The 13,985-nt window shown below is 62.7% G+C and carries 12 protein-coding genes; 5 read left to right on the top strand and 7 right to left on the bottom strand.

The genetic code is table 11. The features are described 5' to 3' along the window. Positions 1-209: 209 nt before the first annotated feature. From M1D68_RS15055 to M1D68_RS15065, 3 genes are all read left to right on the top strand, one after another. Positions 210-1,601, top strand: a complete 1,392-nt coding sequence (locus M1D68_RS15055; protein ID WP_420763552.1) for a GntP family permease — start codon at positions 210-212, stop codon at positions 1,599-1,601. Positions 1,602-1,608: 7 nt separating this feature from the next. Next, on the top strand, positions 1,609-2,385 hold the full coding sequence (gene hbdH, locus M1D68_RS15060; RefSeq protein WP_420763551.1) for a 3-hydroxybutyrate dehydrogenase: 777 nt from the start codon (positions 1,609-1,611) through the stop codon (positions 2,383-2,385). 161 nt (positions 2,386-2,546) lie between these two features. Further along, a complete protein-coding gene (locus M1D68_RS15065) occupies positions 2,547-4,502 on the top strand; it encodes an acetoacetate--CoA ligase (protein WP_457967446.1) in 1,956 nt (651 codons plus the stop codon). A 133-nt stretch (positions 4,503-4,635) separates the two neighbouring features. Here the strand turns inward: M1D68_RS15065 and M1D68_RS15070 are convergent, their stop codons facing one another. After that, entirely contained in the window at positions 4,636-5,754 is a 1,119-nt protein-coding gene (locus tag M1D68_RS15070; protein ID WP_420763549.1) for a PilT/PilU family type 4a pilus ATPase, read from the bottom strand. A 133-nt stretch (positions 5,755-5,887) separates the two neighbouring features. Here M1D68_RS15070 and M1D68_RS15075 point away from each other — a divergent pair, with 133 nt between their 5' ends. Both M1D68_RS15075 and M1D68_RS15080 read left to right on the top strand, forming a co-directional pair. Continuing rightward, the gene (locus M1D68_RS15075; RefSeq protein WP_457967448.1) at positions 5,888-8,425 is read left to right on the top strand and encodes a PAS domain S-box protein; all 2,538 of its coding nucleotides are present in this window, start codon (positions 5,888-5,890) and stop codon (positions 8,423-8,425) included. A gap of 48 nt (positions 8,426-8,473) precedes the next feature. Next, positions 8,474-8,749, top strand: coding sequence for a peptidylprolyl isomerase (locus M1D68_RS15080; RefSeq protein ID WP_019690952.1), 276 nt, complete (start codon positions 8,474-8,476; stop codon positions 8,747-8,749). Between the two features lie 123 nt (positions 8,750-8,872). On the opposite strand, the gene M1D68_RS15085 is transcribed toward M1D68_RS15080, so the two are convergent. From M1D68_RS15085 to M1D68_RS15110, 6 genes are all read right to left on the bottom strand, one after another. Beyond that, entirely contained in the window at positions 8,873-9,787 is a 915-nt protein-coding gene (locus tag M1D68_RS15085; protein ID WP_457967451.1) for a sugar kinase, read from the bottom strand. Between the two features lie 153 nt (positions 9,788-9,940). Next, positions 9,941-11,158, bottom strand: coding sequence for an amino acid deaminase (locus M1D68_RS15090; protein WP_457967453.1), 1,218 nt, complete (start codon positions 11,156-11,158; stop codon positions 9,941-9,943). A gap of 29 nt (positions 11,159-11,187) precedes the next feature. Continuing rightward, complete coding sequence (locus M1D68_RS15095; protein WP_420763545.1) at positions 11,188-11,952, bottom strand: IclR family transcriptional regulator; 765 nt, start codon at positions 11,950-11,952, stop codon at positions 11,188-11,190. Positions 11,953-12,116: 164 nt separating this feature from the next. Next, complete coding sequence (locus tag M1D68_RS15100; protein WP_264427496.1) at positions 12,117-12,506, bottom strand: RidA family protein; 390 nt, start codon at positions 12,504-12,506, stop codon at positions 12,117-12,119. A 26-nt stretch (positions 12,507-12,532) separates the two neighbouring features. Then, positions 12,533-13,321: an amino acid ABC transporter ATP-binding protein gene (locus M1D68_RS15105; RefSeq protein WP_434559499.1), complete on the bottom strand. Its 789-nt coding sequence runs from the start codon at positions 13,319-13,321 to the stop codon at positions 12,533-12,535. Further along, positions 13,318-13,980 (bottom strand): amino acid ABC transporter permease, encoded by a 663-nt coding sequence (locus M1D68_RS15110; RefSeq protein ID WP_434559501.1) that lies wholly within the window; start codon positions 13,978-13,980, stop codon positions 13,318-13,320. The genes M1D68_RS15105 and M1D68_RS15110 overlap by 4 nt, the downstream gene beginning before the upstream one ends. Positions 13,981-13,985: the final 5 nt, after the last annotated feature.

Raw genomic sequence — 13,985 nt, forward strand, 5'->3', positions numbered from 1 at the left:
GCCATCGTCGTTCACCTGTAGGAGCGAGCCTGCTCGCGATGAGGCCAGTAATTCCAACAAAAATCTCAAAACAGAGACGCACTTTCCCAGCTCACGTCGCCCACCTCAATAAATTCCTTACATTTCAATAAGTTAAACAACTGGCACAAAACTCGCTATAGCCCTCCCCACCGCATCACCCACAAAAATAACAATCCAGGAGACACACCATGAGTGTGATCATTGCCTTGGCAGCCCTCACGCTGCTGATGGTTGCCGCCTACCGTGGCTACAGCGTCATTCTTTTTGCCCCCATCGCCGCCCTCGGCGCGGTGTTGCTCACCGATCCGTCCGCCGTTGCCCCAGCCTTCACCGGGGTGTTCATGGACAAGATGGTCGGCTTCATCAAACTCTACTTCCCGGTGTTCCTGCTCGGCGCCGTGTTCGGCAAGCTGATCGAGCTGTCGGGGTTTTCCCGCTCCATCGTCGCGGCGGCGATTCGCCTGCTGGGCACGCGCCAGGCCATGCTGGTGATCGTGCTGGTGTGCGCGCTGCTCACCTATGGCGGCGTGTCGCTGTTCGTCGTGGTCTTTGCGGTTTATCCGTTCGCGGCCGAGATGTTCCGCCAGAGCAACATTCCCAAGCGGCTGATCCCGGCCACCATCGCCCTCGGCGCTTTTTCGTTCACGATGGACGCCCTGCCCGGCACGCCACAGATCCAGAACATCATCCCCAGCACCTTCTTCAATACCACTGCCTGGGCAGCGCCGTGGCTGGGGGTGATCGGTACGATATTCGTGTTCAGCTTCGGCATGCTGTTCTTGCAGCGCCAACGCAACAAGGCCCAGCGCACGGGCGAAGGCTACGGTACCGAGCTGCGCAACGAGCCGGAAACCGCCGAAGACATCAAGCTGCCCAACCCCTGGATCGCCGTTTCGCCATTGCTGGCGGTAGGGGTCATGAACCTGCTGTTCACCCAGTGGATCCCACAGTGGTACGGCAAGACCCATAGCCTGGCCCTGCCGGGCATGGCAGCGCCGGTGACCAGCGACATCGCCAAGCTCACGGCGATCTGGGCCGTGCAAGCGGCCTTGCTGGTGGGCATCGTCATGGTGCTGTTGTTCGGCTTCCGAGCCATTCGCAGCAAGCTGGCCGAAGGCAGCAAGAGCGCGGTGGGCGGTGCGTTGCTCGCGGCCATGAACACCGCGTCGGAATACGGTTTCGGTGCGGTGATCGCCTCCCTGCCGGGCTTCCTGGTGCTCGCCGACTGGCTCAAGAACATCCCCAATCCGCTGGTCAACGAAGCCGTGACCGTGACGCTGCTGGCGGGCATCACCGGGTCCGCGTCGGGTGGCATGAGCATCGCCCTGGCGGCGATGTCGCAAACCTTCATCAGCGCCGCCAACGCCGCCAACATTCCACTGGAAGTGCTGCACCGGGTAGCGGCCATGGCCAGCGGCGGCATGGACACCCTGCCCCACAACGGCGCGGTCATCACCTTGCTGGCGGTCACGGGCCTGACCCACCGTGAAGCCTACAAAGACATTTTCTGTATTACGCTGATCAAGACCCTCGCGGTGTTCTTCGTGATCGGTGTGTTTTACGCCACTGGCATTGTGTGAGGTTCCCATGACAACCACCCTTTCCGGCAAGACGGCCCTGGTCACCGGCTCAACCAGCGGCATCGGCCTGGGCATCGCCCTGAGCCTGGCCAAGGCCGGCGCCAACCTGATCCTCAACGGCTTTGGCGATGCTTCGGCGGTGGTCGCCGAAGTCGCTCGACACGGCGTCAAGGTCGGCCATCATCCGGCCGACGTCAGCGACCCCGCGCAGATCGCCGACATGCTCGCCTACGCCGAGCGCGAATTCGGCGGCGTCGACATCCTGGTGAACAATGCCGGCATCCAGCACGTGGCGGCCGTGGAGGATTTCCCGGTGGAGCGCTGGGACTCGATCATTGCGATCAACCTGTCCTCGGTGTTCCACGCCACCCGCCTGAGCCTTCCGGGCATGCGCGCCAAGGGCTGGGGACGGATCGTCAACATTGCCTCGGTGCATGGCCAGGTCGGTTCGGTGGGCAAGGCGGCGTACGTCGCGGCCAAGCACGGGGTGATCGGGTTGACCAAAGTAGTGGGCCTGGAGACTGCCGCCAGCAACGTCACGTGCAACGCCATCTGCCCGGGCTGGGTCCTGACGCCGCTGGTGCAGAAGCAGATCGACGACCGCATCGCCACGGGTGTGGACCCGCAACAGGCCCAGCATGATCTGCTGGCCGAGAAGCAACCGTCCCTGGAGTTCGTGACCCCGCCGCAGTTGGGTGAGCTGGTGCTGTTCCTGTGCAGTGAAGCGGGCAGCCAGGTGCGGGGCGCGGCGTGGAATATTGATGGTGGGTGGTTGGCTCAATAACGCCGCGTCGTCGAGCTTTTGTGGCGAGGGGGCTTGCTCCCGCTCGGCTGCGCAGCAGGCGCCTCTTGGGCCCGCTTCGCAGGCCAGCGGGAGCAAGCTCCCTCGCCACATCCGGCGCCTTGTGCTGAACTATTTGTAAGCCCCAAAACAAGAGGCAAACCATGTCCGACATCCTTTGGCACCCCAGCCCCGAACGCATCGCCCAGTCGCGAATGGACGCCTTTCGCCGGTTCGTCAACGAACGGCACTCGCTGCAACTCAACGACTACCCGACCCTGCATGCCTGGAGCACCGACCACCGCGAAGCCTTCTGGCAGGCCATCGTCGACTTCTTCGAGATCCGCTTCCATCAAGCGCCTGGCGCGGTGCTCGACGAAGGCCCGCAGATGCCCAGTGCCCGCTGGTTCCCAGGGGCGACGCTGAATTTCGCCGAACACTTGTTGCGTCGCCGCGACAGCGCCGTGGCAGTGGTCGCACTCGATGAAAACGGCGGCGAAGAAACGCTGACCTGGGCCGATCTCGCCGCCCATGTCGCCGGCCTGCAAAAAAGCCTGCAAGGCGCTGGCGTGACCCAGGGCGATCGGGTCGCCGCTTGCATGCCCAACACCTGGCAGACGCTGGTGTGCATGCTCGCCACCACCAGCCTGGGCGCCATCTGGTCATGTTCATCGCCGGATTTCGGCACCCAGGGCGTCATCGACCGGTTCGGTCAGATAGAACCCAAGGTCCTGATCACCTGCGCCGGCTATCGCTACGCCGGGAAAACCATCGACCAGCGGCCCAAGGTCAACGAAATACTCGAACGGCTACCGTCGCTGCAACAATTGATCGTACTGCCCTACGCCCAGCCCGACGTTCGCGTCGAAGATTTCAAGACCCCAGCCCGCGTGGCCCTGTGGGACGGTTTCTACCAATGCGGCGGCGAGCCGGTGTTCAACCCCGTGCCGTTCGATCACCCGCTGTACATTCTCTATTCCAGCGGCACCACCGGCGTGCCGAAGTGCATCGTCCACGGCACCGGTGGCGTGCTGCTGCAACATCTCAAGGAACATGGCCTGCACGTCGACCTGGGCCCCGAAGACCGGCTGTTCTACTACACCACCTGCGGCTGGATGATGTGGAATTGGCTGGTGTCGGCGCTGGCCGTGGGCAGCGCGGTTGTGCTCTATGACGGGTCGCCGTTCCACCCCAGCCCGGAACGCCTGCTCGACCTGATCGACCGACAAGGCATCAGCGTATTCGGCACCAGCCCCAAATACCTGGCCGCCCTGGAAAGCCAAGGCATCAAGCCACGCCAGACCCACGACCTGGGCAGCCTGAGGACGATCCTGTCCACGGGATCAGCCTTGGCGCCCCACAGTTACGATTATGTCTACCGCGACTTCAAGGCCGATGTTTGCCTGGCCTCGATGTCCGGCGGCACTGACATCGTGTCGTGCTTCGTCAACGGCAATCCGCTGGCCCCTGTGCGCCGCGGCGAGATGCAAGGCAAGAGCCTGGGCATGGCCGTGCAGGTATGGAACGAAGCCGGCGAAGCGGTGGTTGGCGAAAAAGGCGAACTGGTCTGCACCCGGCATTTCCCGGCGATGCCCATCGGGCTGTGGAATGATCCCCAGCGGGAGAAACTTCGCGCCTCCTATTTCAGCCAGTTCCCGGGCGTGTGGGCCCAGGGGGACTACGCCGAAGAGCTGCCCCACGGCGGCCTGCTGATCCACGGCCGCTCCGACGCGGTGCTCAACCCCGGTGGTGTGCGCATCGGCACGGCGGAAATCTATCGGCAGGTGGAAAAAGTCGAGGAAGTCCTGGACAGCGTTGCCGTCGGCCAGCAATGGCAGGGTGATGTGCGGGTGGTGCTGTTTGTGCGCCTGCGAGAGGGCTTGGTGCTGGACGACGCCTTGGAGCAGAAGATCCGCCAGGTCATCCGCGCCAACACTACACCGCGCCACGTGCCGGCGAAAATCCTCGCGGTCAACGATATCCCACGCACCATCAGCGGCAAGGTGGTGGAACTGGCGGTGCGCAACGTGGTGCATGGCGAGGCGGTAAAGAACACCGATGCACTGGCCAATCCCGAGGCGCTGGAGCAGTTTCGTGGGCGGGTGGAGCTTGCGACCTGATCTGAATGTTTTGCTGGGCTTGAGGGCCTCATCGCGGGCAAGCTCGCTCCCACAGGGGACCGTTTGCACCCAAATCCCTTGTGGTAGCGAGCCTGCTCGCGATGAACGATAACGCGGTCGCACTACAAACCGATCAGTCCATGAGCCCCCATTCCCCGCCCGCCGACGGCTCAGCCGGTGGCGCCGCTCCCGATTCGGCATGGAGCTTGAGCCGCAAGCGCAGATTGTTCGCAGAGTCGGCGTTCTTCAACGCCTCTTCTTCATCGATCGCCCCTTCCACCACCAGGTTGAACAGCGCCTGGTCGAACGTTTGCATCCCCAGTTCCTCGGATTTTTCCATGATGCCTTTGAGCTCGCCCAACTCGTTGCGACGGATCAGGTCGGCCACCGTGGGCGAGCCGAGCATCACCTCCACGGCCGCCCGCCGCTGGCCGGTGCGGGTGCGCACCAGCCGCTGGGAGACAAACGCCTTGAGGTTGTTGCCCAGATCCTGCAGCAGTTGCGGCCGGCGTTCTTCCGGGAAGAAATTGACCACCCGGTCCAGGGCCTGGTTGGCGTTATGGGCATGCAGGGTGGAAATCACCAGATGGCCGGTGTCGGCGAAGGCCAAGGCGTGTTCCATGGTCTCGCGGTCGCGTATTTCGCCGATCAGCACTACGTCCGGCGCCTGGCGCAGGGTGTTCTTGAGAGCGGCGTGGAAGCTGCGGGTATCCACACCGACTTCTCGCTGGTTGACGATGGATTTCTTGTGCCGGTGAATATATTCCACCGGGTCCTCGATGGTGATGATATGGCCGCTGCTGTTGCGGTTGCGGTAGTCGATCAGCGCCGCCAGTGATGTGGATTTGCCCGAGCCCGTGGCGCCGACGAACAGCATGAGCCCTTGTTTGTGCATGATGGTTTCGAGCAGCACCTTGGGCAGCTTCAGGTCTTCGAAACGCGGGATATCCAGCTTGACGTTGCGTATGACCATGGACACGTCATTGCGCTGTTTGAAGATGTTGACGCGAAACCGTCCGACACCGGCCAGGGAGATCGCCAGGTTCATTTCCAATTCCCGATCGAACTCAAGGCGCTGTTCGGCGTCCATCAATGACTCGGCAAGCCCAGCGATGTCGCCAACCTTGAACGCCTGGTTGCTCAGCGGCTTGAGCACACCTTCGAAACGCGCGCAGGGCGGCGCGCCGGTGGACATGTAGAGGTCGGAGCCGTCCTGGCTTGCCAGGACTCGCAGTAAAGGATCAATTTCCATGACTATAAAAACTTCCGCGAACTTCAATGGACACGCTGACCCGAGCCAGAAAAACTTCAGATCAACCCGCGCTTACCTTCTTCAGAGGATAGTAGAAGCCGCAGCATCGACATGACATCCAGGGATTCCCGTGATGAATGCAGTACCTGCCAGCAGCGACACACAGCAGTTGATCGCCCGTCTGGACTGGACTTCCAGCCCGCTGGGCGCCCAAGAAACCTGGCCCCCGAGCCTGCGCACCGCCGTGGACATCGTGGTCCATTCGCCCATGCCGATGGCCGTGCTGTGGGGGCCGCAGTTGATCCATCTGTACAACGACGCCTATGCGCGATTGGTCGGCGACAAGCACCCCAGGGCGTTTGGCCAGCCAACCCACACGGCCTGGCCCGAACTTCGCAGCGAAACCGAAGGGGTTTATCGCAGCGTGTTGCAGGGCCGGGTGCGCACCTGCCGCGATCAACGTTGGCGCATGCCATTTGGCGGCCGCCTCTGCGATGTCTGGCTGGACCTGACCTACAGCCCGATCCATGACGAAAACGCCAGCGTCGCCGGAATACTGATCACTGCCATCGAGACGGGCGAGCGGCGACGCCTGGCTCAGGAATTCGAACGGCGCTCCGAGGCCAGCCTCAAGGCCCAGCAGGAAAGCGAAGAACGCTTGCAACTGGCCTTGGCGGCCACCGATGCGTTGGGCACCTGGGACTGGGACATCGGCGAGGATCGCTTCATCGCCGATGCGCATTTTGCCCTCCTCCATGGCGTCGACCCGGCCCTGTCACGGCAATTGCCCATCAGCGCCTATCTCGAGGGCGTCCACCCGGAAGATCGGGCGATGGTTGCGCGCAGCATCAAGCACTGCATCACCCATGGCACCGAGTACGCCGAGGAGTATCGGCTGCAGCAGCCCCACGGCGAGCTGCGCTGGGTGTTCGTGCGTGGACGTTGCTACAAGGATCGCCATGGCCGGCCCAAGCGCTTTCTCGGCGCGGCGCTGGACCTGACCGAACGCAAGCGCACCGAACATGCCTTGCGCCAGAGCCAGACCGAGCTGCAACTGATCATCAACGCCATGCCGGTGCTGATCGGCTACGTCGACCGCGAGGAGCGTTTCCGGCTGAACAACAGTGCCTACCTGAATTGGTACGGGCTGACGCCGCAAGAGCTCTACGGCAAGACCATCCGTGAGGTCATCGGCGACGAGGCCTACGCCGCCCGAGCCGAACAGATCGCCGACGCCCTGGCGGGCAAGCCGTGCAGTTTCACCGTAGAGTCGCCCCACCGCGACGGCCGGCCGCGCCATGCGTTGATCAACTACCTGCCACGCCGTGGCGCCGACGGATCGGTGAACGGTTTTTACATTTTTGTCATCGACGAAACCGAGCGCAAGAAAACCGAGGAAGCCCTGCGCCACCTCAACGAAACGCTGGAAGAAAGGGTGATCGCCCGCACCCAGCAGCTAGCCGAGGCCAACCATCGACTGCAAAGCGAGATGTTCGAACGCGAACGCGCCGAAGAAGCCCTGCGCCATGCGCAGAAGATGGAAGCCGTGGGCCAACTCACCGGCGGCATCGCCCATGACTTCAACAACATGCTCACTGGCATCCTCGGCAGCCTCGACTTGATGCAGCGCTACATCGCCTCAGGTCGTGCCGCCGAGATCGGCCGTTTTACCGAAGCTGCGATTTCATCGGCCAACCGCGCCGCCGCCCTGACCCACCGCCTGCTGGCTTTTTCCCGACGCCAGTCACTGGACCGCAAGCCTCTGGATGCCAATACGCTGGTTCGCTCGCTTGAAGACCTGCTGAGCCGCACCACCGGCGATCACATTGTGCTGCGACTGCAACTGGCCGGCGAGTTGTGGCCGGTCAGCACCGATGCCAGCCAATTGGAAAACGCCTTGCTCAACCTGGTCATCAACGCCCGGGACGCGATGCCCGATGGCGGCGAGTTGAACATCGAGACCGCCAACGTCTACCTCGACGGCAGCGACATCAGCACGCTGGAGCCGGTGAAGGCCGGCGATTACGTGATGATCGCCGTGCGCGACAACGGCAGCGGCATGACCCCCGCCGTGTTGGCAAAGGCCTTCGATCCGTTTTTCACTACCAAGCCCATCGGCCAGGGCACCGGCCTGGGGCTGTCGATGATTTATGGTTTCGCCCAGCAATCTGGCGGTCACCTGAGCCTGGACAGTGTCCCGGGCCAAGGTACGCGCGTGCAGTTGTACCTGCCGCGCCTGCACGTCGCGCCGGCGGAACAGGCAACGGCACCGACTACCACCGACGCTCCGCCCGCCATCGCCGGCGAAACGGTGTTGCTGGTGGAGGACGAACCGGCGGTGCGCATGCTGGTGCTCGACCTGCTCGCCACCCTGGGCTACACCGCCCTCGAAGCCGAGGACGCCAAGCGGGCGCTGGTATTGCTCGAATCCGAGCAACGCATCGATCTGCTGGTGACCGACGTCGGTCTGCCGGGCATGAACGGCCGCCAGCTGGCGGAAATCGCCCGTCAGCACCGGCCCGGCTTGAAGGTGCTGTTCATGACCGGCTATGCGCAGAAAGCCGCCGAACGTCAAGGTTTCCTGGATCAGGGCATGGACATGGTCGCCAAGCCGTTTACCCTGGACCTGTTGGCCAACAAGATTCGGACGATGATCAACCATGACCACTGACTTGAGGCATAATCGCCGCCCTTTCGCCCCCTTCAGGTCTGTGCCGCAATGAAAGCCCAAGCCCGCCATATCCTGGTGAAAACCGCCGAAGAAGCCGAACAGCTCAAACAACGCATCGCCAAGGGCGAAGCGTTCGACGTGTTGGCAAAGAAATACTCCACCTGCCCCTCCGGCAAGCGCGGCGGCGACCTGGGTGAAGTGCGGCCCGGGCAAATGGTCGGCGCCATCGACGCGGTGATCTTCAAGAAACCACTGCGGGTGGTGCATGGGCCGATCAAGAGCAAGTTTGGCTATCACCTGGTGCAGGTGTTTTATAGGGATTGAAGCGATACCGAGCGCCTGTGGGAGCGAGCTTGCTCGCGAAGGCGTCAGGTCAGCTGCATTAATATTGACTGGCACACCGCAATCGCGAGCAAGCTCGCTCCCACAGGGTTTTGGCTGGCCAGATCATCTCGGTATCAATGCCCCCGGCACCTGGATCACCCGGCTCGCCAGCAAATGCCCGGCCTCGGCCGCCTCCGCCGGGCTGCCCCCCAGCAAGCGACTCGCCAGGTAGGCGGCGCTGAACGAGTCCCCCGCCGCTGTCGTATCCACCACGCGCTCTACCCGTTGGGCCGGCACGTCATAAGACCGGCCATCACAACGAATCAGGCACGCCTCGGCGCCGCGCTTGAGTACCACTTCCGGTGTCCCCAGTTGTTCATAGGCGATGAACACTGCGTCACTGTCGGCATGACCGAACAGTGATTGTTCGTCATCCACGGTCAGCAACGCCAGCTCCACATAGGGCAATACGCTGCGATAGGCCGCCCGGGCCGCCTCGACCGAGGCCCAGAGCCGTGGCCGGTAATTGTTGTCGAACACCACCTGCGCGCCCCGGCGCCGTGCCTCGATCAGGGTCTCGATGAGTTTGCGCCGGCCCTGCTCGCCAATCACCGCCAGGGTGATGCCGCTGAAATACAGCACGTCGTATCCGGGCAACGCTTCCAGGATCGGCACGGCGGCCGGCGTGGTGAAGCAATCCCGCACGGCAGCCTCGTTGCGCCAGTACAGGAAACGCCGCTCGCCCGCCGCATCGGTCTGGATGCAATACAGGCCCGGCAGACGACCGGGCAAACGCTGGACCCTTTCCAACCCGATGTTTTCCGAAGCCCAGCTCTGGCACATGGCATCGCTGAAAGAGTCATCGCCCAGGGCGGTGACGTAATCCACCGAGCCTTCGTCGCCCAACGCACGGGACAGATACACCGCAGTGTTCAGTGTGTCGCCGCCGAAGCTTTGCTGCAGGCTGCCGTCGGCGCGGTGTTGCAGTTCGATCATGCATTCGCCGATCAGGGCGATGCGGGGTTTAGTGTTGCTCATGGATGGTCCTGATGGTTCGGTGGTGTATTACGGACCGCTATCGCGAGCAAGCTCGCTCCCACAGGGATCGTGGGTGAATACTGGTTTTGTATCCACAACGAATCCAATGTGGGAGCGAGCCTGCTCGCGATAGCCGCGACTCGCTCTCAAGCCTTAGAAACAAGTCTCCATAAGCTCAACCACCCGCAACCCCTCATCCACCAGGCACCCCACCCGCCACTTGTCGAATGTCAGGCACGGGTGGGAGGTCCCGAACGCAATGATGTCCCCGACCCGCAGCTCGACCCCTGGCGCCACCGTCATGAACGCATGCTGGTCCATCACCGCCGTCACCTTGCAAGCGCTGACGTCGTCACCCGTCACCGAATCAGCCTCGGGTCTATAGCGCTTGAGCGGCACCGGCAGCCCGGCGTCGTAGGCCACGTCGCGCTTGCCCACGGCGATCACCGCGAAGCCCGGCTCTGGCATCGACTGCACGTGGGCCCAGACTTCCAGGGCCGGACGCAAGCCTTCGTGCAAATCGCTGCGCCGCTCCAGTACGCAGCACTGGGCCTCCTTGTAGATGCCATGGTCGTGGGCCACGTAACTGCCGGGGCGCAGCACGCTGAGGAAACGTCCCTGGGCGTTGCGGGCTTCGAAAGATTCAGCGATCAAGTCGTACCAGGCCGACCCCGAGGCGGTGATGATGGGTTTGTCGATGGCAAACGCGCCGCTGTCCTGCAACTGCATGGCCAGCCCCACCAGGGAAGCGGCGAATGCGCGGATGCCGCTGACGGCATGATCACCGTGGATGACCCCTTCATAGCCTTCGATGCCGGTCAATGCCAGTGCCGGTTGCGCTCCGATGGCCTCGGCCAGGGCCAGCACCTCGGCTTCGGTACGGCAACCGCAACGACCGCCGACGACGCCGTATTCGATCATCACGTTCAGCCGCACGCCGCGAGAAGCGAAATAAGCGCCGAGCTGGGCGACGTTGTCCGGATGATCGACCATGCAATGGAATTCGAACGCCGGGTCGGCCAGCAGATCGGCGATCAATGCCATGTTGGGCTTGCCGACCAATTGATTGGCCATCAGCACGCGCCGTACGCCATGGGCGTAGGCGGCACGGGTCTGCACCGCCGTGGCCAAAGTCAGGCCCCAGGCGCCGGCTTCGATCTGGCGACGAAACAACGCCGGGGTCATGCTGGTCTTGCCGTGGGGCGCCAGCTGCGCACCGCTGTCACTGACAAATTTCTGCATCCATCGGATGTTGTGCTCCAGGGCCTCGCGATGCAGCACCAGCGCCGGCAGGCTCACGTCCCGCAGCAAATGAGCGCCGATGGGCGCGGCGCCCTTCTCGACGCCCGCGTTAGTAATGGCAGAAGACATGTTCGAACTCCTCACACAGCCAAGGCTGTCTATTCGTTGATGCGACGGGCCAGGTGGTTGGCGCTTTCGATCAGCACCCGGCGGTAGTCAGCGTAATTGTTCTTGGCGTCAGCCCTCGGGGCGACGATGCACAGGGTCGCGATGGCCACGCCGTTGGGGTCTTTGACCGGTGCGGCGAAGCAGTGGGTGAAGGTGTCGGCAACGCTATCGAAGGAGAAAAATCCATCGATGCCGGCCTGGCGGATCTCTCCTAGAAACCGCTCCAGCGGCAGACGTTCGCCGTCCGGCAGGATGAAGTCATCGGGGTCGATCAGGTCGATGATCTGCTGGTCGCTCAGATGCGCCAGCAACAGGCGACCGGAGGCCGTCCAGGGGATCGGCGCGTTTTCACCGATGTCCGAAGAGATGCGAAAGTGCCGCTCGCCCTCCTTCATCAGCGCGACCGTGTATTTGCGCCCATTGAGCAGGCACATCTGCGCGGTTTCCCGGGTCTGCCGGACGATGTCCTGCAAGGCCTGGTCGGCTTCGCGGCTCAGGTCGAAATGCCGCAAATGCGCCTGGCCGAGAAAGTACAACTGGCGCCCCAGGTAGACATGGCCATCCTTGCCCACCGGCTCGAGGATGCGACGCTCCAGCAGCGACGCCACCAGCTCATAGACCGTGGACTTGGGGCTGCCGATGCCGCTGGCGATGTCGTTCGGGCGCAACGGCTGGCCGATCTCCTTGAGGAAATCGAGGATATCGAACGCCCGATCCAATCCCCGGGCCCGGCGTTTGATGGTGTCTTCGGTCATGTCTTTGGTTCCTGAAATTTCACCCATAATCGCATGTATCTTTATTGTGGCGAGGGAGCTTGCTCCCGCTCGGCTGCGCAGCGGTCGTAAAGAATGGGCCTGCTGCGCAGGCCAGCGGGAGCAAGCTCCCTCGCCACAGAAGTGAATTCGCCAGAAAATCGTGGTCAGGCCTTTTTCTTGTAGGCCACACAGTCGATCTCGACCTTGCAATCGACCATCATGCTCGCCTGCACACACGCCCGCGCCGGGGCGTGTTCCGGGCTGAAATACTCACCGAACACCTTGTTGAAGCTCCAGAAATCCCGCGGGTCTTCCAGCCAGACACCGCAGCGAACCACATCTTCCAGGCCATAACCGGCCTCTTGGAGAATGGCGATCAGGTTCTTCATGGTCTGGTGGGTCTGCTCGACGATACCGCCTACGATGATTTCGCCGTTCACTGCCGGCACCTGGCCGGACACGTGCAGCCAGCCATCGGCCTCCACGGCGCGGGCGAAGGGCCGTGGCTGGCCGCCGCCTGCGGTGCTGCCGGTGCCGTAACGGGTAATGCTCATGGATTTATCTCCTTGTTGAATGGAAGTTAAAAACGGGTGTTCTTGAGGAATTCCGCCAGGCGCGGCGATTGCGGTCGCTCGAACAATTGCTTCGGCGGCCCCTGCTCTTCGATGCGGCCCTGGTTCATGAAGACGATCTTGTCCGAGACTTCGAAGGCAAAGCGCATCTCGTGGGTCACCAGCAGCATGGTCATGCCGTCTTCGGCCAGGCCCTTGATCACGTTCAATACTTCGCCGACCAGTTCCGGATCCAGGGCCGAGGTCACTTCGTCGAACAGCATCAGGCTCGGGTTCATCGCAATCGCCCGGGCAATCGCCACGCGCTGCTGCTGACCGCCGGACAACTGACCGGGGAAGTGATCGCGCCGTTCCAGCAGGCCGACCCGCTCCAGCCATTTTTCGGCCAGGGCCACGGCTTCGTCCTTGGGCAGTTTTTTCACCTTGAGCAGGCCCAGGGTGACGTTCTGCAACGCGGTCAAATGCGGGAACAGGTTGAATTGCTGGAAGGCCATGCCGGTCATGGCCCGGTGCCGGGCGATGACTTTCTCGGGGTGGCGCACACGCTTGCCGTCCACCTCGTCATAGCCGATTGACTCGCCGTCGAGCATGATCCGGCCGCCCTGGAATTCTTCCAGCATGTTGACGCAACGCAGCAGCGTGGTCTTGCCCGAACCACTGGAGCCGATCAGCGTGACCACGTTGCCGCGCTGCATGCTCAGGTCAACGCCCTTGAGCACTTCCAGCGGGCCGTATTGTTTGCGCAGGCCACGAATGTCCAGCAACGGTTGGGCGTTGGAGAGGGAAATATCAGTCATGGCAAGGCCACCCGCTTTTCAATGTGCCGCCCGAGCAACTCGATGGCGTAATTGATGATGAAAAAGAGAAAACCGGCGAACAGGTAGAACTCCAGGGTCATGAACGTCCGGGCGATGATCTGCTGGGTGCTGAGCAGCAACTCGGCCACACCGATCACCGACAGCAGGGTCGAGGCCTTGACGATCTCGGTGGAGGAATTGACCCAGGTCGGCAGGATCTGCCGCAACGCCTGGGGCAACAGCACGTAGCCCAGCGCCTGCTGGAATGTCAGGCCAATGGCCTGGCTCGCTTCCATCTGCCCACGGGGCAACGCCTGCAGGGCGCCGCGCACGATCTCGGCCACGTGAGAGCCGCAGAACAGCGTCAGGCCCAGCACACCGGCCTGGAACGCACCGATCTGCCAGCCCAGGGCCGGCGCCATGTAGAAGCAAGCCAGCACCAGCACGAACACCGGTGTACCGCGGATCAAGTCGACATAGAAACGAAACGGCGCGCGCATCCAGACCCGCCCGTATGTCAGCGCCAACCCGGCGAAGAGACCGATCAATGTGCCCAACACAATCGCCAGCGCCGAGCATTGCACGCTGGTCAGGAAGCCACTCCACAAAGTGTCCCGGGCGACCCACAACTCGTGCAACCAACTGGGGGATTCGTACATGGGAA

The organism is Pseudomonas sp. R4-84 (genome assembly GCF_054130985.1).